Source organism: Lysobacter sp. BMK333-48F3, from assembly GCF_019733395.1.
GTDB lineage: Bacteria > Pseudomonadota > Gammaproteobacteria > Xanthomonadales > Xanthomonadaceae > Lysobacter.
This window is the reverse complement of record NZ_JAIHOO010000001.1, coordinates 3,834,035-3,854,388: the sequence shown is the minus strand read 5'-3', so window position 1 is coordinate 3,854,388 and position 20,354 is coordinate 3,834,035. Positions and strand designations below refer to the sequence as shown.

The following is a 20,354-nucleotide window of genomic DNA, read 5'->3' as shown; positions in this document are numbered from 1 at the left end:
GCACGGCGCTAGAAGCATCTGGGATCGGGATAGCGCCCGATCTGCGAGCCGCTGCGCACGGCGGCTCGGCGCCCTTTTGCACTCAGAGCTCGCGCCCAGGTTGAATCCCAGGATCACCCGTTCCGTGCGGTGGCCCGCAGGCTGCAAGATCGACGCGCCGGCGAAGACGTCGTAGCTCAAAGACCTCTATGTACCTCTCATGCCGACGACGACTCCGACCAAGTGCCCCCCAACGGCGGCGTCGGATGCCTCGCCATGACGCGCGACGCGCGGCAAAAATACCACCCAGAAACTGATTAAATCGACACGTTATGCATGATTCTCGACAGGTGGCGATAGCCTCCGGAAGGATCTGCTTTCACTCCCACTCGATCGTCGCCGGCGGCTTGCCGCTGATGTCGTAGACCACGCGCGAGACGCCGCGCAGTTCGTTGATGATCCGGTTCGACACCGTGCCGAGGAAGTCGTACGGCAGGTGCGCCCAGTGCGCGGTCATGAAGTCGATGGTCTCGACCGCGCGCAGCGCGATCACCCATTCGTAGGCGCGGGCGTCGCCGACCACGCCGACCGACTTGACCGGCAGGAACACCGCGAAGGCCTGGCTGGTCTTGTCGTACAGGCCGGCCTTGCGCAGTTCGTCGATGTAGATGTGGTCGGCGCGGGCCAGCAGGTCGGCGTATTCGGGCTTGACCTCGCCCAGGATGCGCACGCCCAGACCCGGGCCCGGGAACGGGTGGCGGTAGACCATCTCGCGCGGCAGGCCGAGTTCGACGCCCAGGCGCCGCACTTCGTCCTTGAACAGCTCGCGCAGCGGCTCGACCAGGCCGAGCTTCATGTCCTCGGGCAGGCCGCCGACGTTGTGGTGGCTCTTGATGACGTGGGCCTTGCCGGTCTTGCTGCCGGCCGACTCGATCACGTCGGGGTAGATGGTGCCCTGGGCCAGCCACTTGGCGTTGTTCAGCTTGGCCGATTCTTCGTCGAAGATCTCGACGAACAGGTTGCCGATGATCTTGCGCTTGGCCTCCGGGTCGCTGACCCCGGCCAGCTTGGCGAAGTAGCGCTCGGCGGCGTTGACCCGCACCACCTTGACGCCCATGTGCTCGGCGAACATCGCCATCACCTGGTCGCCTTCGTTGTAGCGCAGCAGGCCGGTGTCGACGAACACGCAGGTCAGCTGGTCGCCGATCGCCTTGTGCAGCAGCGCCGCGACCACCGAGGAATCGACCCCGCCGGACAGGCCGAGGATGACCTCGTCGCTGCCGACCAGCTCGCGCACGCGGGCGATCTGGTCGTCGATGATGTGGGCGGCGGTCCACAGGGTCTGGCAGCCGCAGATGTCGACCACGAAGCGGCGCAGCAGGGTCAGGCCCTGCTTGGTGTGGGTGACTTCCGGATGGAACTGCACGCCGTACCAGCGGCGCGCGTCGTCGGCGAAGGCGGCGACCGGGATGCGGTCGGTCTTGGCGGTGACGACGAAACCTTCCGGCGCCTTGGCGACGTGGTCGCCGTGGCTCATCCACACGTCCAGGCGCGGCGGCGAACCCGGGTGATCCTTGAGCCCGTCGAACAGACGGTCCTGGGCCACCAACTGCACTTCGGCATGGCCGAACTCGCGCTGGTCGGCGGCCTCGGTGGCGCCGCCGAGCTGCACCGCCATGGTCTGCATGCCGTAGCAGATGCCCAGGATCGGCAGGCCGGCGTCGAACACCTGTTGCGGCGCGCGCGGCGAGTCCTGCTCGGTGGTCGACTCCGGGCCGCCCGAGAGGATGATGCCCTTGGCGCCGTAGGCGGCGATTTCGGCCGGATCGTGGTCCCAGGCCCAGATTTCGCAGTACACGCCCAGTTCGCGAATGCGGCGGGCGATCAGCTGGGTGTACTGCGCGCCGAAATCGAGGATCAGGATTTTGTCGCTATGGATGTCGTGCATAAGGCCGGGAGTGGGGAATCGGGAATGGGGAATCGGGAGTGAGGCGGCTGCGCGGTCGTCGATTCCCGACTCTCGACTCCCGATTCTCGAGCGCCGGCGTCAGCCGGCGCGGTAGTTCGGCGGTTCCTTGGTGATCTGCACGTCGTGGACGTGGCTTTCGCGCGAACCGGCGTTGGTGATGCGCACGAAGCTGGGCTTCTTGCGCATCTCCTCGATGGTCGCGCAGCCGACGTAGCCCATGGTGGCGCGCAGGCCGCCGGCGAGCTGGTGGACCACGCCGCGCAGCGGGCCGCGATACGGCACGCGGCCTTCGATGCCCTCCGGCACCAGCTTGTCGGCGTCGGAAGCGTCCTGGAAATAGCGGTCCTTGGAGCCCTGCTCCATCGCGCCGATGCTGCCCATGCCGCGGTAGCTCTTGTAGCTGCGGCCCTGGAACAGCTCGACCTCGCCCGGGGCCTCCTCGGTGCCGGCGAACAGGCCGCCGACCATCACCGTCGAGGCGCCGGCGACCAGCGCCTTGCCGATGTCGCCGGAGTAGCGGATGCCGCCGTCGGCGATCAACGGAATGCGGTCCTGCAGCGCCTCGGCGACCATCGCCACGGCGGTGATCTGCGGCACGCCGACGCCGGCGACGACGCGCGTGGTGCAGATCGAACCGGGGCCGACGCCGACCTTGACCGCGTCCGCGCCATGGTCCATCAGGGCCAGGGCCGCGTCGCCGGTGACGATGTTGCCGCCGATCACCTGCAGCTGCGGGAAACGCTTCTTGACCCACTGGACCCGGTCCAGCACGCCCTGCGAATGGCCGTGCGCGGTGTCGACCACGATCACGTCCACGCCGGCCGCGGCGAGCGCTTCCACGCGCGCTTCGGTGTCGCCGCCGACGCCCACCGCGGCGCCGACCAGCAAGCGCTCGGCGCTGTCTTTGGCGGCGTTGGGGTTGTCGGTCTTCTTCTGGATGTCCTTGACCGTGATCAGGCCGCGCAGCTCGAAGCCGTCGTTGACCACCAGCACCTTCTCGATCCGGTGCTTGTGCAGCAGCTGCAGCACTTCCTCGTCGCTGGCGCCTTCGTGCACGGTGACCAGGCGCTCGCGCTTGGTCATGATGTGGCGGACCGGATCGTCGAGCTTCTTCTCGAAGCGCATGTCGCGGCTGGTGACAATGCCGACCAGCTGGCCGCCGTCGACCACCGGCACGCCGGAGATGTTGCGCGCGCGGGTCAGTTTCAGCACTTCGCCGATGGTCGTTTCCGGACCGACGGTGAACGGCTCTTTGATGACCCCGGCCTCGAACTTCTTGACCTGGGCGACCTGGGCCGCCTGGGCCTCCAGGCTCATGTTCTTGTGGACGATGCTGATGCCGCCGAGCTGGGCCAGGGCGATCGCGAGGCGGGCTTCGCTGACCGTGTCCATGGCCGCCGACAGGATCGGCAGGCGAATCGACAGGTCGCGGGTCAGGCGAGTGGAGAGGTTTACGTCCTTAGGCAGGACGATCGAATGCGCGGGGACGAGAGACACATCGTCGTAAGTCAGCGCTTCAGCCTGGATGCGCAGCATAGGCGGGCCCGGGAGGATGAAGCTCGCCATTCTAACCCGAAAGCGCCCCGCTCCGCTCGCCGCGCGGGCGGAAAGGGGCGTTCCGTGGGTGACTCGCGCGAGGGCCGTTAAGGCTTGGCGGGCGGGGTCTGCGGGCTGCGGCGGGCCTGGGCGGGAAGTCCGCGGCGCCGGGCTCGAATCGGGCTTCGCCGGCCCAAGCGGGTGAATTGCGGTGAGGGCTGTGGCCGGCTGCGCCCCAACCCGCCGCCATCCCCGCGGAAACTGGAATCCGGAGACTTCGAAGCCTTGTCTCGGTGAAAGCCTGGATTCCCGCGTTCGCGGGAATGCCGATAGGTGGGTTTCGCGGCGTCTCTATCCAGCCGTCATCCCCGCGAACACGGGGATCCAGACACTTCAGCCGGCTCTCGCGGAAGCCTGCTCTTACCGAAGCCAGCCCAGGCGCGGCTTCCAGGGTTCCCGCTCGAAACGCCCTGGATTCCCGCGTTCGCGGGAATGACCCCGGGGAGACTGGAAGCGAAGAGGCGCCATCGAACCGCAGGCGGCCGTCTCGCCCCGGACCGCGGCTCGGAAATCCGCCTGCGGCCGATCCCCTGCCGCAGCCCGTCAGCCCGCCTGGTCGGCAGCCTCGGCCGCTTCCAGGGTGTTCTGCATCAGGGTGGCCACGGTCATCGGCCCGACCCCGCCCGGGACCGGGGTGATCCAGCTGGCGCGCTCGGCCGCGGCGGCGAAGCCGACGTCGCCGACCAGGCGGCCGTCGTCGAGACGGTTGATGCCGACGTCGATGACCACGGCGCCGGGCTTGACCCATTCGCCGGGGATCAGGTCGGGACGGCCGACCGCGACCACCAGGATGTCGGCGTTGCGCACCGACTGCTCCAGCACCGCGGCCGGGGTGAACTTGTGGCAGCTGGTGACGGTGCAGCCGGCGATCAGCAGTTCCAGCGCCATCGGCCGGCCGACGTGGTTGCTGACCCCCACGATCGTCGCGCTCTGCCCGCGCACCGGCCGGTCGGTATAGCCCAGCAGGGTGGTGATGCCGCGCGGGGTGCAGGGCCGCAGGCCGAACTGGCGCAGCACCAGGTGGCCGACGTTCTCGGGATGGAAGCCGTCGACGTCCTTGCGCGGGTCGATGCGGTGGATCAGCGCGGTGGCGTCGCGGCGGTCCGGCAGCGGCAGCTGGACCAGGATGCCGTGCACCTCGGGGTCGGCGTTGAGCCGGTCGATCAGCGCCAGCAGCGCGGCGTCGTCGGTGTCGGCCGGCAGGTCGTAGTCGATCGCCCGGATCCCGACCTTCTGCGCGGCGCGGCGCTTGTTGCGCACGTACACGCTGGAGGCCGGGTCGTTGCCGACCAGCACCACCGCCAGCCCCGGCCGGGCCTTGCCGGCGGCGATGCGCGCGTCGACCTGGGCCTTGAGATTGTCGAGCAGTTCGTCGGCGATGCGTTTGCCGTCGAGAATGCGGGCCGGGTGCGGAGTAGACGTCATGCGGATCGGCGCTGAGGTAGAGTCGGGGCCGCGCATTATCGCCTATTCCCAGCGCCGGTTCCCCGCGCCTGCTTCTCACGCCGGTTCCCCACGCCGGTTCCGCCGCTGCCGCCCCGTTCCGCCTTGCGAGCCCCGCCATGACCCAGCCTGCCCCGCCCGCCGACCACGCCCCGCTCGATCACGAAACCCTGGCCATCGAGGCCGCCGCCTTCCGCCGCCTGCTCGCCCATCTGATGCAGGAGCGCCCGGAGGTGCAGAACATCGACCTGATGATCCTGGCCGGCTTCTGCCGCAACTGCCTGGCCGACTGGTACCGCGAGGCCGCCGAGGCGCGCGGCATCGCCATGAGCAAGGACGAGGCGCGCGAGGCCGTGTACGGCATGCCGTTCGCGCAGTGGAAGGCGCAGCACCAGAAGGAAGCGACGCCGGAGCAGTTGGCCGCGTTCGAGGCGGCGCAGCAGCGGCACGGTTGAGGCAGCCGCGGCTTCGGCCGCTGGCGCTCGCGTACGCCGCTTCGGCGGTCGCGGCTTATGACCGGAGGAAATCCCGTGGGACGCCGCTCCTACAGGGGATGTACGCCGCGGGGTCGGGGCATGGCGGTCGCGGCTTGTGACCGCAGGAAATCCCGGTGAGACACCGCTCCTACCCCGCCGCGGTGCGATTCCCGATTCCCAATTCCCAACTCCCGATTCCCGACTCCCGCCCCTCACTCCTGCTGCGGCCGCAGCGACGGGGTATTGGGATTCGGACAACGCGGCACGCCGGAACCGACCACGCATTGCACGCAGCAGCCCTGCGGCTGGCTGGCCGGGGCCTGTTGCGGGGCGAACAACGGCTGCGGCGGCGCCAGCGTCGCCAGCGCGGCCTGCGGCTTGAGCTTGAGCAGCGCCGCCCAGTCCATCTTGTTCATGTCGCAGGCCGAGACGGTGTCGGGCGAGCACTCCACCTGGGTGTCGCTGCGCAGCGGCAGCGGCCAGAACTGGCCGTTGCGGTTGACCGCCATCATCCGCATCGTCGCGCCCTGCTGGACGTTGCCGCCGATCAGATAGGCCTTGCCGTCGTGGTCCGGATCGACCGCGACGACGATGTCGCAATGCATGTTCAGGCCGCCTTCGCCGTTGAGCGCAGCGGTCAGCCCGGCATGGCCGTAGACCCGGGTGCTGGAGCGCACCGCGCACAGCAGGTCGCCGACCGCCGGGTTGGCGCTGGCCGGGTCCAGGTACTGGAACGGGCTCTGTTCGGGGCTGCGGTAGGCGTCGCGCACGTAGTCGTAATGGCTGGCCGAAGGCCGGAAGCCCGGTACCGCGGCCTTCATCATCACGTAGGACACGAACGCCGCCGACCACGGGTTGTCGATCAGGAACGAGCGGCAGGCCGCGGTCGAGTAGGCGCTGCCGTACGGGTCGAAGCACTGCTCGGCGCCGGCGAAGCCGGCCATGCGCTGCAACAGCCCGGTGTCGCGCCAGTAGCCGGCGGTGCGGCGCCAGGTTTCGGTCGCGCCGTCTTCCAGGCGCGCGCGCTCGGCCTCGCTCAGGGTGGCGCTGGCCAGCCGGCCCTGGGTGTCGATGAAGGGCCGGTACCACTGCAGGTTCTCGGTGCAGGCCGCGGCGGCGATGCGGGTCGCCGCCTCCGCGGCGCCGGCCTGGCCGCGCAGGCGCGGGCAGGCATCGGCGGCCCACGCCGAGGCGCTGGCCGAAAACAGGACACAAGCGAGCACGAACGAACGCAACATCGAATCCTTTCTCCTGATGGGGGATGCCGCCCGTCGACGGCCTCGGCGCGAGCGCCGGCAAGGCGGCGCATCCGCAGCCGGCGACCTTACCCGCACGCGGCTTAACTGCCGCAACGCGACGCCCGCCGCGAGCCTGCGGCCAGCCTATCGCCCGAACGTGCAAAGCGCGTGATCGCCGCCGCACCCTGGCGAGCGGGCAGCGCGCGGGTTATCGTCGCCGGGACGTTATCGAACCGACGCGTCGAATCGACGCATCGAACCGATCCGCCCGGGCCGCCGCGTCGCGGCCCCCGACCAGGAATGCTCCGCCCGATGGCACGCACGCCCCGTTTGCTCCCGTCCCTCGCCGCCCTGGCCGGCGTCGCCGCCGCCGGTTACCTCAGCATCTGCGGCTGGCTGTACGTGAAGCAGCGCGAACTGATGTACTTCCCGCAGAACACCCGCCTGCGCGCCAATACCACCGACTACACCATCGACCGCGGCGACATCGTGCTGCGCGGCTGGCGCCTCAACCCGGGCCGCGACAAGGCGTTGATCTACTTCGGCGGCAACGCCGAGCGGATCGAGAACATGCGCGACACCCTGGCGCTGTGGTTTCCCGATCGCACCATCTACCTGCTGTCCTACCGAGGCTTCGGCGCCAGCGACGGCCGTCCCGAGGAAGCCGCGCTGTTCGCCGACGCCCTGGCCACCTTCGATCAGGTCTCGCGCGAGCATCCCAAGCAGCCGATCGCGGTGATCGGCCGCAGCCTCGGCAGTGGCGTCGCCAGCTATGTCGCCAGCCGCCGCCCGGTCGAGCGCCTGGCCCTGGTGACCCCGTTCGACAGCCTCAGCGAGACCGCGCAGGCGCACTACCGCTGGCTGCCGACGCGCTGGCTGGTGCGCGACCGCTACGAATCGGTCAAGCACCTGCGCAACTACTTCGGCCCGATCCTGATCGTGCGCGCCAGCCACGACGACGTGATCCCGCCGCCGAACACGCAACGCCTGATCTACTCGCTGCAGACCCGCACCCAGGGACTGGAAGTCGTGCAGTTGAACGGCGCCGACCATCACAACATCGGCCAGTACCCCGAGTACGCTGAGGCCTTGCAAGGTTTCATCGACTGATCCGTCCTTCGCTTCCCAACGCCGGGGCCCGTCCATGCAACGCCGCGAAATCCGTCCTACCGATGTGTCGTATTCGCAAGCGCTCGAGATCACCGGCTTCAAGCGATTGGTATTCGTCAGCGGCCAGCTGCCGCAGTGCGAGGAATGCATCCTGCCCAAGGACTTCGACGGCCAGTGCCGGCGCGCCTGGGCCAACGTCGAGCGCCAGCTCGAGGCCGCCGGCATGACCTACGCCAACCTGGTCAAGGTCACCACGTATCTGAGCGAACGCCGGCTGCGCAAGCGCAATTACGAGATCCGCCACGAAGTGCTGGGCGAACACGCGCCGGCGCTGACGGTGATCATCGCCGACCTGTACGAGGAAGGCTGGATGGTCGAGATCGAGGCGATCGCCGCCGACTAGGGCCGGCGGCACAGATCGCCGAACGCGCGGCTCAGGGCGATGCGGTGCAACTCGTCCAGGCGCTGCCGCCGCGCCGCCCGCTCGCGCGCCTGCCGCGACCGCGCCGTACAGTCCGCGCCTGTGGCTTCGCCCAGTCCCGGCCCGAGGGCGTCGAGCAGTTGCTCGTTGAGCCGATTCAACTGCGCGCGGATCGCGTCCAGGTCGGCCGCGGCCTCGTCGCGCCGCGGCGGTTCGCCGAGCAGGCGGTACTGGATCAGCTTGTTGGCTTCGAACTGGGCGCGGAAGAAACCGGTCGCGGCCTCGCGCGGCAGCCCGCGCGCGACGGCGGCCTCGCCGAGCCGCTGCAGCTGATCGCTTTCGCGCGCCGCGTCTTCGACCGGCTTGCCGCTGCGACGCTTGCTCGCCGCGACCCGATCGGCCAGTTGCAGCCGTTGCGCGCTCAGTTCGGCCAGGCGCTCCAGTGCCGTCGACCCAGGCGGTCGCGCCGAGGCCGGAAAGCCTGCCGCCAGCAGGCAGGCCAGCAGCAACCGCTCAATGCGCACTGCAGAAGGCTTGGTAATCGATATAGCCGGGGAATGGCCGGCCCGGCGCGCACACCGGGCAATCCGGGTCCGGACGCAGGCGGGTCTCGCGGAAGCGCAGGCCCAACGCGTCGAAATGCAGCAGGCGCCCGGCCAGCGGCTCGCCCAGGCCGAGGATCAGCTTGACCACTTCGGTGGCCTGGATCAGCCCGATCACCCCCGGCAGCACGCCCAGCACGCCGGCCTCGGCGCAGTTCGGCGCCGCTTCCGGCGGCGGCGGCTCGGGGAACAGGCAGCGGTAGCAGGGCCGCTCGCCGCGATGGCGGCCGGCGTCGAACAGGCTGACCTGGCCTTCGAAGCGATGGATCGCGCCGTACACCAGCGGCTTGGCGAGCTTGACGCAGGCGTCGTTGAGCAGATATCGCACCGGGAAATTGTCGGCGCCGTCGAACACCACGTCGGCCGCGCCGATCAGGCGCTCGACGTTGTCGGCGCTGATGCGTTCGGCGAAGGTCTCCACCCGCACCCGCGGGTTGAGCGCTTGCAGGGCGATCTTCGCCGACTCGACCTTGGCCGTGCCGATGCGCTGCTCGGTGTGCAGGATCTGCCGTTGCAGGTTGCTGCGGTCGACCACGTCGTCGTCGGCCAGGACCAGGGTGCCGACCCCGGCCGCGGCCAGGTAGAACGCCGCCGGCGAGCCCAGGCCGCCGGCGCCGACCATCGCCACCCGCGCCGCCTGCAGCTTGCGCTGGCCGGCTTCGCCGACCTCGGGCAGGCGCAGATGGCGCGAGTAACGATCGTAGAAATCGCGCTCGGCCTCGGACTGCTTCAGGTCGGCCAGCGGCAGGCCGTCGGCGATCCAGGCGCCGGTGCCGCCGTCGACCGAGGCCACGCGCGCGTAGCCGGCGTCGAGCAAGGCCTGCGCGGCGCGCAGCGAGCGCGCGCCGGACTGGCAGATCAGCACGATCTCGGCGCCGCGATCGGGCAGGAAGGCCTGCGGATCAGCCTCCAGCGCGTCCTTGGCCACGCCGAGCGCATGCTCGGCCTGGCCGGCCGCGCGCTCGTGCGCCTCGCGCACGTCGACCAGGATCGCGCCGGCCTGCTGGCGGGCGCGCGCCTGCGCGGGGGAAATCTGCTCGGGGGCCATCCTGTCGGGGGCCATCCTCTCGGGGGCGGTACGTTCGCTGCTCATGCCGGGATTATCCGCTTTCGCCGGCAGGGCGGCAGGCGAATGCGGGGATGCAGCGTTGCGCGGGGCGGCGGTTGGGACCGACCCGGCTCGCTGCCCTCACCCCAACCCCTCTCCCGCAGGCGGGAGAGGGGCTTTCAACGCGATTGCGGGACGGTGCCCGGCACTTGTTCCGACCGCGAAACCTTGCCCCTCTCCCGCTTGCGGGAGAGGGGTTGGGGTGAGGGCAACGGAACGAAACCGAACTCACCCCAACGCGTAAGGCCAAACCTCCATCACCGCGCCCTCGCCCAGTCGCTGCGGCCCTTCCGGCACCATCATCAGCGCCTCCGACTCGGCCGCGGCGCGCAGCCGGTGCGAGCCGGTGGCGGGATTCGGGTCGACCCACAGCACGCCGTCCTCGTCGCTGCGCAAGCGCGCACGCACGAACTCGCGCCGCGGATGGGTCTTGTCGATGCCGCCGACCAGGCGCGCGCGCAAGCGCGGCCGCGGCTCGCTGCGGCCCTGCAGGCCGTCGACCAGGGCGCGGCCGAAGGTCAGGTAAGTCGCCAGCACCGACACCGGATTGCCGGGCAAGCCCAGCAGCCGCGCCTGGTCCATGCTGGCGAACAGCAGCGGCATGCCCGGGCGCATGCGCACCTTCCACAGATGGATCCGGCCGAACTCGCCGAGCACCGGGGGGATATGGTCCTTCTCCCCGGCCGAGACCGCGCCGCAGGTGAACACCAGATCGAACGCGCAGGCCGCATCGCGCAGCGCGATCTCGACCTGCTTGGGATCGTCGGGCAGGCGCGGCCAGGCGGTCGGCTCCAGGCCGTCGGCGCGCAACAGGCCCATCAGCAGCTCGCGGTTGCTGTCGTAGATCTGCCCTGGCCGCAGCGGCATGCCGGGCTCGACCAGTTCGTCGCCGCTGGTGAACACCGCTGCGGTCGGGCGCCGCCGCACCTCCAACGCGGACAGCCCCAGCGAGGCGGCCAGCGACACCCGCGCTGGGGTCAGCACCTGCCCGGCCTGCAGCAGCCGCTCGCCTTCGCGCACGTCTTCGCCGGCATAGCGCACGTGATGGCCCAGCGGGCCGGCCGGAATCAGCGCCGCATCGCCGTCCAGGCGCACGTTCTCCTTGATCGCGACCGTATCGGCGCCGGTCGGCAGCGGCGCGCCGGTGGTGATGCGCACGCACTCGCCCGGCCCCAGCCGCCAGTCGCCGGCGAGCCCGGCGAACTGTTCGCCGATCACCCGCATCGGGGTCGACTCGCCGTCGAGGTCGGCATGGCGGAACGCGTAGCCGTCCATCGCGCTGTTGTCGAACGGCGGCAGCGACAGGACGGCCTCGACGTCGCGGGCCAGGACGCGGCCGTGGCTGCGTCCCAACGACAGGGTTTCGCTGTCGAGCCGGTGAGCGGCGGCGACCTCGGCTACGATCGCCATCGCCTCGTCGAACGGCAACCCGGTCGGGAAATCGGTCATGGTGCGGGGGTCTCCGGTAGTTCGGGCATTCGGGGCGAAGATTCGGCAAACGACAGGGCCGCCGGCGCCGGCCGATGCGGCGGCTCAGCGGTCCGGATCGGGCACGAAACCGGCCGCGGCCAGGTCGTCGGGCGTATTGAGGTTGCCGAAGCGTAGGCCATCCAGGCGCAATGCGGCCATGCCGAGTGCGGCCTGCAGTTCGCGCACCGCCCAGCGGTCGTATTCGGCCGCCTGGGCCAGCGCCTGCCGCAGCGGCGCGGCCGGCCACAGCGCGAACAGCGGCTGCACGCCGTCGTCGTCGACCGCGTAGGCGCCCTGCCCGTCCTGCGCGGCGATCAGCGCCGGCAGCAGTTCCGGCGCGGCATCGACCGCATCGACCGGCAAGGTGAACAACCACGGCGTCGCGCAGGCCGCCGCCAGGGCGTCCAGGCCGCCGAACGGGCCGACCTCGTTCAAGCTGTCGCGCACCGCGCTCAGGCCGTGCGCTTGGTAGCGCGCCAGATCGCGGTTGGCGCTGATCCTCACCGCGCCGACCCGTTCGCGGAAACGCCGCACCAGGCGCAGCACCTGGGCTTCGCCGTCGCGCTGCAGCCAGGCCTTGTCCAGCCCGCCCAGCCGGCTGGCGCGGCCGCCGGCGAGGATGCCCAGGGTCAGTTCGGAACGCGGGATCGGCATGCGGGCGGGCCTGCGGCGGCGACGCCTCCATTGTGCCTGCGGCCTGCGGCGCCGATACCGGACCGGTGCCGCGCGGCGCAAAGAAAAAACCCCGCGCGACGGCGGGGTTTTCCGGTTCGGCGCGGGCGCCGCTTACTTGCCGCGCTTGACGTGGCGGATCATGCGGCGCTTCTTCGCCACCTGGCGCTCTGTCAGCACGTTCTTCTTGCCTTCGTACGGGTTGCTGCTGTCCTTGAACACGAACCGCACCGGGGTGCCGACCAGCTTGAAGCGCTTGCGGAAGAAGTTCTCCAGGTAGCGCTTGTAGCTGTCGGCCAGGGTGCGCAGGCGGGTGCCGTGGACGACGAAGGTCGGCGGATTGGTCCCGGCCGGATGGGCGAAGCGCAGCTTGGCCACGTGCCCGCGCACCACCGGCGGCGGGTTGTTTTCGTAGGCGATTTCCAGGGCCTTGGTGACTTCGCTGGTGCCGATCTCGGTGGTCGCCGAGGCGTGCGCGCGATGGATCGCGGCGAACAGCTCGCGCAGGCCGGAGCCGTGCTTGGCGCTGATCCGCACCGGTTCGGCCCAGTCGACGAAGGCCAGCTTGCGGATCAGCAGGTTCTCGGTCTGCTGGCGCTGGTATTCGGTCTGCCCGTCCCACTTGTTGACCGCGACCACCAGCGCGCGGCCGGCGTCGAGGGCGTAGCCGAGCACGCTGGCGTCCTGGTCGGTGACACCTTCGCCGGCGTCGAGCATGACCACCGCGACCTGGCACTGCTCGATCGCCTGCAGGGTCTTGATGATCGAGAACTTCTCCACCGCTTCCTCGACCTTGGACTTGCGCCGCACGCCGGCGGTGTCGACCAGCCGGTACAGGCGGCCGTCGCGCTCCATGTCGATGGCGACCGAGTCGCGGGTGGTGCCCGGTACGTCGGAAGCGATCATCCGCTCCTCGCCGAGCAGGCGGTTGACCAGGGTCGACTTGCCGACGTTGGGGCGGCCGATGAAGGCGACCCGGATCCGGTTGGGATCGTTGTCCAGCTCGGTCGCGCTGCCTTCGGCCGGCAGACGGCCCAGCACCTCGCTCAACAGCTCGTCCAGGCCCTGGCGGTGAGCCGAGGACACCGCGATCGCGTCGCGGATGCCGTAGCGGGCGAAGTCGTTGATCGCCTCGCGCGCGTCGATGCCGTCGGTCTTGTTGACCACCAGCAGGGTCGGCCGCGCGGTCTTGCGCAGCCAGGCCAGAATCTCGTCGTCCAGCGCCGAGGCGCCTTCGCGGCCGTCGACCACGAACAGCACCAGGTCGGCCTCCTCGGCGGCGGCGCGCGCCTGGCGCGCGGTCGCGCCGGCCAGGCCCTCGTCCTCGCCGGCGATGCCGCCGGTGTCGACCACCGCGAACGCGCGCTGGCCTTCCGGCCGGCACACGCCGTAGTGGCGGTCGCGGGTCACCCCGGGCTCGTCGTGGACGAGCGCGTCGCGGCTGCGCGTGAGCGCGTTGAACAAGGTGGATTTTCCGACGTTGGGCCGGCCAACGAGGGCGACGAGCGGGAGCATGTGTTTGGAGCCGGGAATGGGGAATGGGGAATCGGGAATCGGAGAACGCCGCTATCAGCCAGCGGCGACGGAGGGCCGATTCCCTACTAAACAGGCCGACATAGTGCCAGACCCGCTGCCTGGCCGCTCTGACTTCCGATCCGGGGAGCCAGTGGCCCGGCACGTCGCCGAATCGGAAAGCGAGCGGCGGCGCTCAAACAATCGGCCCGGAACGACAGTCGCCGTCCGGGCCGCAGGTCACACGACGAGCGGGAAACCGGGGAATGGGAACCGGTGCCGGGTCGGCCCGCGCGCCCCGCAGGTCGCGCCGAACCACCCATTGCCTATTCCCGATTCCCTACTCCCGGCTTCACTGCAACTTGAACGCCGTCAGCTCGCCTTCGACGTTCTGCACCACCAGCACGCCGTCGACGACGACCGGGTTGGCGCGCAGGGCCTTGCCGCCGACCCGGGCGCGGGCGGCGAACTCGCCGGTGTCGAGCTTGAGCCAGTGGATGTAGCCGTCGTAGTCGCCGACCACGGCGTAGTCGCCCTGCACCGCCGCGCCGGACAGGTTGCGGCGCGCCAGCGAGGGCTGCTGCCACAGGGCGCTGCCGCTGGCCTTGTCGAGGCCGAACACCAGGCCGGTCGGGTCGGCCACGATCAGGCGGTCGCTGCCGATGCCGAGGCGGCCGACGCCGCCGTGATCGCTGACCCAGATCGGACGGCCGCTGGGCGCGTCGATGGCGACGGTGCGCTTCTTGAAGCTGGTCGCGTACAGCACCGTGCCTTCCAGCACCGGAGCGCCGTCGACGTCGGCCATGCGGTCCAGTTCGCTGCGGCCTTCCGGCAGCGCGACCGGGGCGTCCCAGGTCGGACGGCCGTCGTTGGCGGCCAGGGCGTTGATCGTACCGTCGTCGTTGCCGACGAAGACGTAGCCCGGGCCCAGGGTCGGCGAACCGTTGCCGCGCACCGACAGCATCGGCACTTCATGGCTCCAGAACCAGCGGCGCTCGCCGCTGGCGGCGTCGAAGGCGGTGACGCGGCCGTCGTTGGAACGCACGAACACCATGCCCAGGCCGATCGTCGGCGCGGCGATGACTTCGTTGGAGACCTTGGCCTTCCACTTCTCGGCACCGGTGGCCGCGTCGAGCGCGATCACCTCGCCGTCCAGGCCGCCGATCACGACCAGGCCGTCGCCCGCACCGGGACCGCCGGACAGGCGGATGTCCTTGTCCTTCTTGTCCTTGTCTTCGCGCTTGGGCACGTAATGCCAGACTTCCTTGCCGGTCTGCAGGTCGTAGGCGTGCACGCCGCCCTTGATCGCCGCGGCGTAGACGCGGCCGTCGGCCACCGTCGGGCCCTGGCGCACGCCGATCCGGTCTTCGCCCTTGCCGGCATTGACCGACCAGATCTTGTCGACCTTGACGCTGGGCGTGATATCGGTGAGCTCCGTCGGCTCGTTGGGCTTGCCGTCGTCCTTCTTGCCGCCGCCGAACCAGCCCTTGACCGTCGAGCAGCCGCTCAGCGCCACCGCGCACAAGGCGACGGCAGCGAAGCGGGCGACGTTACGGGTCGGGGAAAACGACGGCGAACCACCCGCATTAACGTACTTCATCAAGACTTGGCCTCGGGCTTGACCGGCGTGCCGCCGGCTTCGGTGAGCTTGAGTTCGAGCAGGCGGCGGCGCGGCGACTCGGCGTCGAGCTTGGCCAGGGCGGCGCTGTACTCGGTGCGCGCCTGCTCGGCCTTGCCGAGGGCGAACTGGGCGTCGCCGCGGACTTCGATCGCCATCGCGGTGCTCGACTTGGCCAGCAGCTTGATCGCTTCGGCCGGTTGCTTGGCGTCGATCAGCAGACGCGCCAGGCGCTGGTTGACGATCTCGGCGATCGCCGCGTCCTCGGTCTTGATCGACTTCAAGGTGGCGATGGCCGCGTCGCGCTGGCCGGCTTCGATCTGGCTCTTGGCCAGGTCGAGCATGGCCAGGGTCTGGTACATGCCCGGCGGCAGCGCCTTGACCTTGGCGGCCGCAGCCTTGTCCTTGGCTTCGAGCGCGTCGACCGCGGTCTGGAACTGATTGGCGCCGCGGGTGTGCTGCTCGAGCTGGTGGTTGCCCCACCACTTCCAGCCGCCGATCGCGGCCAGGCCGAGGGCGACGCCGCCGATCAGGGCCGCGCCGTTGGCGCGCAACCAGGCCAGTACGCGTTCGCTTTGTTCGTGTTCGTCGAGCAGATCGTCAATTGCCATTAGGCCGTACGCCGCCGTGCAAGGCCCTCGCCCGAACGGGCGCGGCCAGAGTCAATGGGAACCGGCCCGCGTGCGGGCCGGCGAGGGTCGCGACCCCGCCGCTCGGCTCAGTTCGAGGCCGGCGCGAGGGAACCGTCAGAGGATAGCGTAAAGCGGGCCACGCTTCCGCGGCTGAACGGAGCCAGATCGACCGCTTCGCCCGCCTTGCGCACTTCCACTCCCGGCACGTTGCCGAGCTTCACGTAAGCGACCTCGGCCAGCGCGTAGCTGCGGGTCTGGCCGGCCTGCACGGTGCCTTCGTCGAGCACCCGGCCGTCGCTGCCGCGCACCTGGATCCAGCTTTCGCCGGTGAAGTTCAGGCTCAGCGTCTTCTGCGCCGGCGCCGATGCCGGCGTGGGCAAGGGCGCGATCGAGGCGATCAGCGGGGTGCGCTGCGGCGCCTGCGCCGCGGCCGGATGCTGGGCCGGACCGGCGTCGCCGGCGGCCGGCATGGCCGGCATTTCCAGCGACTGCACCGCGACCTGGTTGCCCAGGTGCGGACGGGTCGCGATCACCACCGGCACCGCGATCGCCGCGGTCAGGACGATGTAGATGGCGCGGCGGGTGGTTTGTTCGAACACCCGGCGGTAGCGCGGGGTGTGGGTGTGGCTGACCAGTTCGGACGGCGCGGTCGAGGCCAGCGGGGTCGCGGCGAGCTGGCCTTCCAGGTCGATGCCGAGCAGGCGCGCATAGCTGCGCAGCTGGCCGCGCACGAATACCGGCGCGCCGAGCAAGGCGACGTCGTCGGTTTCCAGCGATTGCACGACGCGGGCCGGCATCTTCAAGCGCGTCGCGACGTCTTCGATGGACAGCCCCGCCGCGATGCGGGCCTGTTTCAGACGCGCGCCGCAGCTTCCGCCGACTTCAGGCGCGAATTCGTTCGACTGCATCATCACCTACCGCCATCCCCCAATCCGGAGCCCTGCGCGTCAGGGAACTCCGCCCTCAGACGCTGAACGTATCTCGCGGCGGCAGCCGTGTCGCCGAGTTTTTCTTCGATCTGTGACGCAGTCATCAGCGCTTCAGCTGAAACCGGTTGGAGCGCCAGCCGGCGTTCAGAAAAAGCCCGCGCCTCGAAAGCCTTGCCCAGGCGCAGCTGGCGCTTGGCCATCGCGCCCAAGGCCATCGCGCTGTTCGGATCCAGCGCCAGCGCCATGCGCAGGTCGCGGTCGGCGCGCTCGCCCTGGCCGATCTGGTCGGCGCAGGCGCCGCTGTTGGCCAGCACCACCGCCGGGGTGGGATAGCGCGGGTCGGCCAGGGTGCGGTCGAACCAGCTCATCGCTTCGCTGGCGCGGCCGTTGGCGCACAGCCACACGCCGTAGTTGTTGAGCGCGGCGCCGCGGTCGGGCGCCAGTTCGGCGGCCTTGCGGTAGTAACCGCCGGCCTTGGCGTTGTCGCCACCCTGCTCGGCCATCACCGCCATCAGACTGTAAGCCTCGGCCGACTTGGGGTCGAGCTTGAGCGCCTGCTTGAGTTCGGCCGCCGCGTTGTCGCGCTCGCCGAGCGAGAGGTAGCGCTGCGCGGCCTGGATCCGGCCGGCGGCGGCGCGCGCGCCGGCGTATTCGCGCTTGTCGCCGACCTCGTAATCGATCGAGGTCTGGGTGAAGCCCTTGCGCTCCATGTTCGGCTTGATGAAGCTCAGCCGGTTGCAGGCGGTGGCGGCGAATACGATCAGGGCCGACAGCAACGCGATGCGCAACGCCCGCCCCGCCGGCGCGGCGGCAGTCGCGGACGCGCGGCGGGGGAACTCAGGCTGCGGCATCGCCGACGTCCTTATCCAGGCCCTGGGCCTGCAGTTGTTTGCGGAACTCGGCCTGGCGCCGGGTGCGGTCCATGACCTGGCCTTTGAGCTGGCCGCAGGCCGCGTCGATGTCGTCGCCGCGGGTGCGGCGCACCGGCGCGATCATGCCGGCCTCGTTGAGCAGCTTCTGGAAGCCGCGGATCGCCGCATCGTCCGGGCGCTCGAAGCGGGTGCCGGGGAAAGGATTGAACGGGATCAGGTTGACCTTGGCCGCGTCCTTCATCTGCACCGCGTTGTCGAACTGGCGCAGCAGGCGGACCAGTTGCCGCGCGTGGGTCGGCTGGTCGTTGACGCCCTTCATCAGGGTGTACTCGAAGGTCACCGAGGTGCCGCGCTTGCGCAGCGCGTAGCGCACGCAGGACTCCATCAGCTCGGCGATCGGGTATTTCTTGTTGAGCGGCACCAGTTCGCTGCGCAGCTCGTCGTTGGGCGCGTGCAGCGACACCGCCAGCGACACGTCGCTGACCTCGCCGAGCTTGTCGATCATCGGCACCATGCCGGCGGTCGACAGGGTCACGCGCTTGTTGGCCAGGCCGTAGCCCAGGTCGTCGCGCATGATGCTCATCGCCCGCACCACGTTGTCGAAATTCGCCAGCGGCTCGCCCATGCCCATCATCACCACGTTGGTGAGCTTGCGCTGCTGGTGCGGGACGTTGCCGAGGTGGCGCGCCGCGACCCAGACCTGGCCGATGATCTCGGCGGTCGACAGGTTGCGGTTGAAGCCCTGGGTCGCGGTCGAACAGAACTGGCAGTTCAGCGCGCAGCCGACCTGCGAGGACACGCACAGCGTGCCGCGGCCCTTGTCGGGGATGTAGACCGCCTCGATGGCGTTCTTGGTGTCCATGCCGAGCAGCCACTTGTGGGTGCCGTCGGCGGAGGGCTTGTCGAACACGACCATCGGCGCGCGCACCTGCGCATGCGCCTCGAGCTTGGCGCGCAGCGCCTTGCCCAGGTCGGTCATGTCGTTGAAGTCGGTGACGTAGCGGTGGTGGATCCACTTCATCACCTGGTGCGCGCGGTAGCGCTTCTCGCCCAGGGTCTGCTCGAAGAAATCCTCGAGCTGGGTGCGGTCGAGATCGAACAGGTTGGTCTTGCCGTTGTCCGGCACGACGGAGCCGGCCGCGGCCGGCTTCGCCGCCACGCCCGCCGGAGCGGGCGCGTCCGCGCGCGCAGCGGTTTCCGCCGCCTGCGCATCGCCGGCGGGAGGAAGGTCGTTTGCGTTGTCGCGGATGTCGTTCACTGCTTGGCTCGCGATGCGTGCTGCGTCGAGCGGATCAGCGCGCGTAGACGTCGGTGGCCGGGAAGAAGTACGCGATTTCGATCGCGGCGTTCTCCAGGCTGTCCGAACCGTGCACGGCGTTGGCGTCGATGCTGTCGGCGAAGTCGGCGCGGATCGTGCCCGGCGCGGCGTCCTTCGGATTGGTGGCGCCCATCAGCTCGCGGTTCTTGAGCACCGCGCCCTCGCCCTGCAGGGTCTGGATCATCACCGGGCCGCTGATCATGAACTCGACCAGGGCGGCGAAGAACGGACGCTCGCGGTGCACGGCGTAGAAGCCTTCGGCTTCCTGCTTCGAGAGGTGCTTCATCTTGGCGGCGACGACCTTCAGGCCGGCCTTCTCGAAACGGGTGTAGATCTCGCCGACCACGTTCTTGGCAACGGCGTCGGGCTTGATGATGGACAGGGTGCGCTCCAGCGCCATGGATACTCTCCGGGTAGGCGGGCCGCTTGCGGTCGGCCCGAGAATAACAGAAAACCCGCGACGGGACGCGGGTTTAGCCGATATGGCTGCGGTAATTCTAACGGATCGCTCACCGCTTTTGCATCCTCTGGCGGTGTCAGCGGACGGGGCTTCCGCCGCCCCGTACGGATGAGTACGTTTACCGTTGACGAGGCGGGGGCGCCGCGACTAGCATCAAACAAGCGTTTGATTCAGGCCGCGGTCCGCGGTCGCCCGCCCTTCCCGACCGGCCGCACCCCTTCATGTCCAGCACCGCCCATTTCTCGACCAAGGACCGCATCCTCGGCGCCGCCGAAGAGCTGTTCGCCCAGTTCGGCTTCACCGGCACCTCGCTGCGCCAAGTCACCAGCCGCGCCGACGTCAACATCGCCGCGGTCAACTACCACTTCGGCAGCAAGGAAAACCTGGTCAACGAGGTGTTCCGCCGGCGCATGGACGAAATGACCGGCCAGCGCATGAACGCGCTCAAGGCCGCGGTCGCCGAACACCCGGGCGAGCTGGAACCGATCCTGGCCGCCTTCGTCGAGCCGGCCCTGGCCCTGGCCCAGGACCGCAACGGCGGCGGCGCCTTCGTCCGGGTGATCGCCCGCGCCTACGCCGAGAAGAACGACAGCCTGCGCAAGTTTCTGTCCGACCACTACGGCCACGTCCTGCGCGAGTTCGCCAAGGCCATCGCCGGCGCGGTGCCGGGACTGAGCAAGGAAGAGCTGTACTGGCGGCTGGACTTCCTGGCCGGGGCGCTGACCTACGCCATGGCCGATTTCGGCCTGATCAAGCGCCCCGCCGGTGTCACCGAACAGGCGCACCGTGAACGCGCCGCGCGCGAACTGATCCGTTTCGCCGCCGCCGGCTTCAAGAGCTGAGCGGCGCCAGGCCCGGTCCCGGCGGGGACCGGCGCCGCCGGAGAGCCCAGCGCCCCGGTCGTACCGATACCGCCCGCAGAACTCCCC

At 69.9% G+C, this 20,354-nt stretch carries 19 protein-coding genes; 4 read left to right on the top strand and 15 right to left on the bottom strand.

Annotated elements, in window-relative coordinates; all coding sequences use genetic code 11:
* Nucleotides 1–358: 358 nt before the first annotated feature.
* The 3 genes from guaA to folD all read right to left on the bottom strand — a co-directional run bounded on the left by guaA (nt 359) and on the right by folD (nt 4,969).
* The gene (gene guaA, locus K4L06_RS16715; RefSeq protein WP_221672470.1) at nt 359–1,927 is read right to left on the bottom strand and encodes a glutamine-hydrolyzing GMP synthase; all 1,569 of its coding nucleotides are present in this window, start codon (nt 1,925–1,927) and stop codon (nt 359–361) included.
* A gap of 99 nt (nt 1,928–2,026) precedes the next feature.
* A complete protein-coding gene (guaB, locus tag K4L06_RS16710) occupies nt 2,027–3,484 on the bottom strand; it encodes an IMP dehydrogenase (protein WP_221672469.1) in 1,458 nt (485 codons plus the stop codon).
* Nucleotides 3,485–4,087: 603 nt separating this feature from the next.
* Entirely contained in the window at nt 4,088–4,969 is an 882-nt protein-coding gene (folD, locus tag K4L06_RS16705) for a bifunctional methylenetetrahydrofolate dehydrogenase/methenyltetrahydrofolate cyclohydrolase FolD (protein ID WP_221672468.1), read from the bottom strand.
* 137 nt (nt 4,970–5,106) lie between these two features.
* Between folD and K4L06_RS16700 the strand changes: the two genes are divergently transcribed.
* Complete coding sequence (locus K4L06_RS16700) at nt 5,107–5,442, top strand: DUF1244 domain-containing protein (RefSeq protein WP_221672467.1); 336 nt, start codon at nt 5,107–5,109, stop codon at nt 5,440–5,442.
* 233 nt (nt 5,443–5,675) lie between these two features.
* Here the strand turns inward: K4L06_RS16700 and K4L06_RS16695 are convergent, their stop codons facing one another.
* Nucleotides 5,676–6,701, bottom strand: a complete 1,026-nt coding sequence (locus tag K4L06_RS16695) for a DUF2272 domain-containing protein (protein WP_221672466.1) — start codon at nt 6,699–6,701, stop codon at nt 5,676–5,678.
* 312 nt (nt 6,702–7,013) lie between these two features.
* Between K4L06_RS16695 and K4L06_RS16690 the strand changes: the two genes are divergently transcribed.
* Nucleotides 7,014–7,811: an alpha/beta fold hydrolase gene (locus K4L06_RS16690; RefSeq protein WP_221672465.1), complete on the top strand. Its 798-nt coding sequence runs from the start codon at nt 7,014–7,016 to the stop codon at nt 7,809–7,811.
* Nucleotides 7,812–7,845: 34 nt separating this feature from the next.
* Nucleotides 7,846–8,214 carry a RidA family protein gene (locus K4L06_RS16685; RefSeq protein WP_221672464.1) on the top strand — a complete coding sequence of 123 codons (369 nt, stop codon included), beginning with the start codon at nt 7,846–7,848 and terminating at the stop codon, nt 8,212–8,214.
* Here K4L06_RS16685 and aroQ read toward each other — a convergent pair.
* From aroQ to ndk, 11 genes are all read right to left on the bottom strand, one after another.
* Nucleotides 8,211–8,756: a gamma subclass chorismate mutase AroQ gene (gene aroQ, locus K4L06_RS16680; RefSeq protein WP_221672463.1), complete on the bottom strand. Its 546-nt coding sequence runs from the start codon at nt 8,754–8,756 to the stop codon at nt 8,211–8,213. The two genes, K4L06_RS16685 and aroQ, sit on opposite strands and share 4 nt — an antisense overlap.
* Nucleotides 8,746–9,882, bottom strand: coding sequence for a molybdopterin-synthase adenylyltransferase MoeB (gene moeB, locus K4L06_RS16675; protein ID WP_221673667.1), 1,137 nt, complete (start codon nt 9,880–9,882; stop codon nt 8,746–8,748). The genes aroQ and moeB overlap by 11 nt, the downstream gene beginning before the upstream one ends.
* 288 nt (nt 9,883–10,170) lie before the next feature.
* A complete protein-coding gene (glp, locus tag K4L06_RS16670; RefSeq protein ID WP_221672462.1) occupies nt 10,171–11,391 on the bottom strand; it encodes a gephyrin-like molybdotransferase Glp in 1,221 nt (406 codons plus the stop codon).
* A gap of 84 nt (nt 11,392–11,475) precedes the next feature.
* Nucleotides 11,476–12,066 carry an NTP transferase domain-containing protein gene (locus K4L06_RS16665; RefSeq protein ID WP_221672461.1) on the bottom strand — a complete coding sequence of 197 codons (591 nt, stop codon included), beginning with the start codon at nt 12,064–12,066 and terminating at the stop codon, nt 11,476–11,478.
* A gap of 132 nt (nt 12,067–12,198) precedes the next feature.
* Nucleotides 12,199–13,599: a ribosome biogenesis GTPase Der gene (gene der / locus K4L06_RS16660; protein ID WP_221672460.1), complete on the bottom strand. Its 1,401-nt coding sequence runs from the start codon at nt 13,597–13,599 to the stop codon at nt 12,199–12,201.
* Between the two features lie 349 nt (nt 13,600–13,948).
* The gene (gene bamB, locus K4L06_RS16655) at nt 13,949–15,196 is read right to left on the bottom strand and encodes an outer membrane protein assembly factor BamB (protein ID WP_221672459.1); all 1,248 of its coding nucleotides are present in this window, start codon (nt 15,194–15,196) and stop codon (nt 13,949–13,951) included.
* Complete coding sequence (locus K4L06_RS16650; protein ID WP_221672458.1) at nt 15,196–15,825, bottom strand: tetratricopeptide repeat protein; 630 nt, start codon at nt 15,823–15,825, stop codon at nt 15,196–15,198. Before K4L06_RS16650 ends, bamB begins: the two co-directional genes overlap by 1 nt.
* A 107-nt stretch (nt 15,826–15,932) precedes the next feature.
* On the bottom strand, nt 15,933–16,757 hold the full coding sequence (locus K4L06_RS16645) for a RodZ domain-containing protein (RefSeq protein WP_221672457.1): 825 nt from the start codon (nt 16,755–16,757) through the stop codon (nt 15,933–15,935).
* Nucleotides 16,757–17,563, bottom strand: a complete 807-nt coding sequence (pilW, locus tag K4L06_RS16640) for a type IV pilus biogenesis/stability protein PilW (protein ID WP_221672456.1) — start codon at nt 17,561–17,563, stop codon at nt 16,757–16,759. The genes K4L06_RS16645 and pilW overlap by 1 nt, the downstream gene beginning before the upstream one ends.
* A 49-nt stretch (nt 17,564–17,612) precedes the next feature.
* Nucleotides 17,613–18,806: a 23S rRNA (adenine(2503)-C(2))-methyltransferase RlmN gene (rlmN, locus tag K4L06_RS16635; protein ID WP_221673666.1), complete on the bottom strand. Its 1,194-nt coding sequence runs from the start codon at nt 18,804–18,806 to the stop codon at nt 17,613–17,615.
* Nucleotides 18,807–18,939: 133 nt separating this feature from the next.
* Entirely contained in the window at nt 18,940–19,365 is a 426-nt protein-coding gene (gene ndk / locus K4L06_RS16630) for a nucleoside-diphosphate kinase (RefSeq protein WP_221672455.1), read from the bottom strand.
* Nucleotides 19,366–19,646: 281 nt separating this feature from the next.
* On the opposite strand from ndk, the gene K4L06_RS16625 reads away from it, so the two are divergent.
* Entirely contained in the window at nt 19,647–20,267 is a 621-nt protein-coding gene (locus tag K4L06_RS16625) for a TetR family transcriptional regulator (RefSeq protein ID WP_064749901.1), read from the top strand.
* Nucleotides 20,268–20,354 lie beyond the last annotated feature (87 nt).

Bases quoted from the DNA above. Each gene is read 5' to 3' on its own strand.
- guaA (WP_221672470.1), bottom strand. From the start codon at position 1,927: ATGCACGACATCCATAGCGACAAAATCCTGATCCTCGATTTCGGCGCG.
- guaB (WP_221672469.1), bottom strand. From the start codon at position 3,484: ATGCTGCGCATCCAGGCTGAAGCGCTGACTTACGACGATGTGTCTCTC.
- folD (WP_221672468.1), bottom strand. From the start codon at position 4,969: ATGACGTCTACTCCGCACCCGGCCCGCATTCTCGACGGCAAACGCATC.
- K4L06_RS16700 (WP_221672467.1), top strand. From the start codon at position 5,107: ATGACCCAGCCTGCCCCGCCCGCCGACCACGCCCCGCTCGATCACGAA.
- K4L06_RS16695 (WP_221672466.1), bottom strand. From the start codon at position 6,701: ATGTTGCGTTCGTTCGTGCTCGCTTGTGTCCTGTTTTCGGCCAGCGCC.
- K4L06_RS16690 (WP_221672465.1), top strand. From the start codon at position 7,014: ATGGCACGCACGCCCCGTTTGCTCCCGTCCCTCGCCGCCCTGGCCGGC.
- K4L06_RS16685 (WP_221672464.1), top strand. From the start codon at position 7,846: ATGCAACGCCGCGAAATCCGTCCTACCGATGTGTCGTATTCGCAAGCG.
- moeB (WP_221673667.1), bottom strand. From the start codon at position 9,882: ATGGCCCCCGAGCAGATTTCCCCCGCGCAGGCGCGCGCCCGCCAGCAG.
- glp (WP_221672462.1), bottom strand. From the start codon at position 11,391: ATGACCGATTTCCCGACCGGGTTGCCGTTCGACGAGGCGATGGCGATC.
- K4L06_RS16665 (WP_221672461.1), bottom strand. From the start codon at position 12,066: ATGCCGATCCCGCGTTCCGAACTGACCCTGGGCATCCTCGCCGGCGGC.
- der (WP_221672460.1), bottom strand. From the start codon at position 13,599: ATGCTCCCGCTCGTCGCCCTCGTTGGCCGGCCCAACGTCGGAAAATCC.
- bamB (WP_221672459.1), bottom strand. From the start codon at position 15,196: ATGAAGTACGTTAATGCGGGTGGTTCGCCGTCGTTTTCCCCGACCCGT.
- K4L06_RS16650 (WP_221672458.1), bottom strand. From the start codon at position 15,825: ATGGCAATTGACGATCTGCTCGACGAACACGAACAAAGCGAACGCGTA.
- K4L06_RS16645 (WP_221672457.1), bottom strand. From the start codon at position 16,757: ATGATGCAGTCGAACGAATTCGCGCCTGAAGTCGGCGGAAGCTGCGGC.
- ndk (WP_221672455.1), bottom strand. From the start codon at position 19,365: ATGGCGCTGGAGCGCACCCTGTCCATCATCAAGCCCGACGCCGTTGCC.
- K4L06_RS16625 (WP_064749901.1), top strand. From the start codon at position 19,647: ATGTCCAGCACCGCCCATTTCTCGACCAAGGACCGCATCCTCGGCGCC.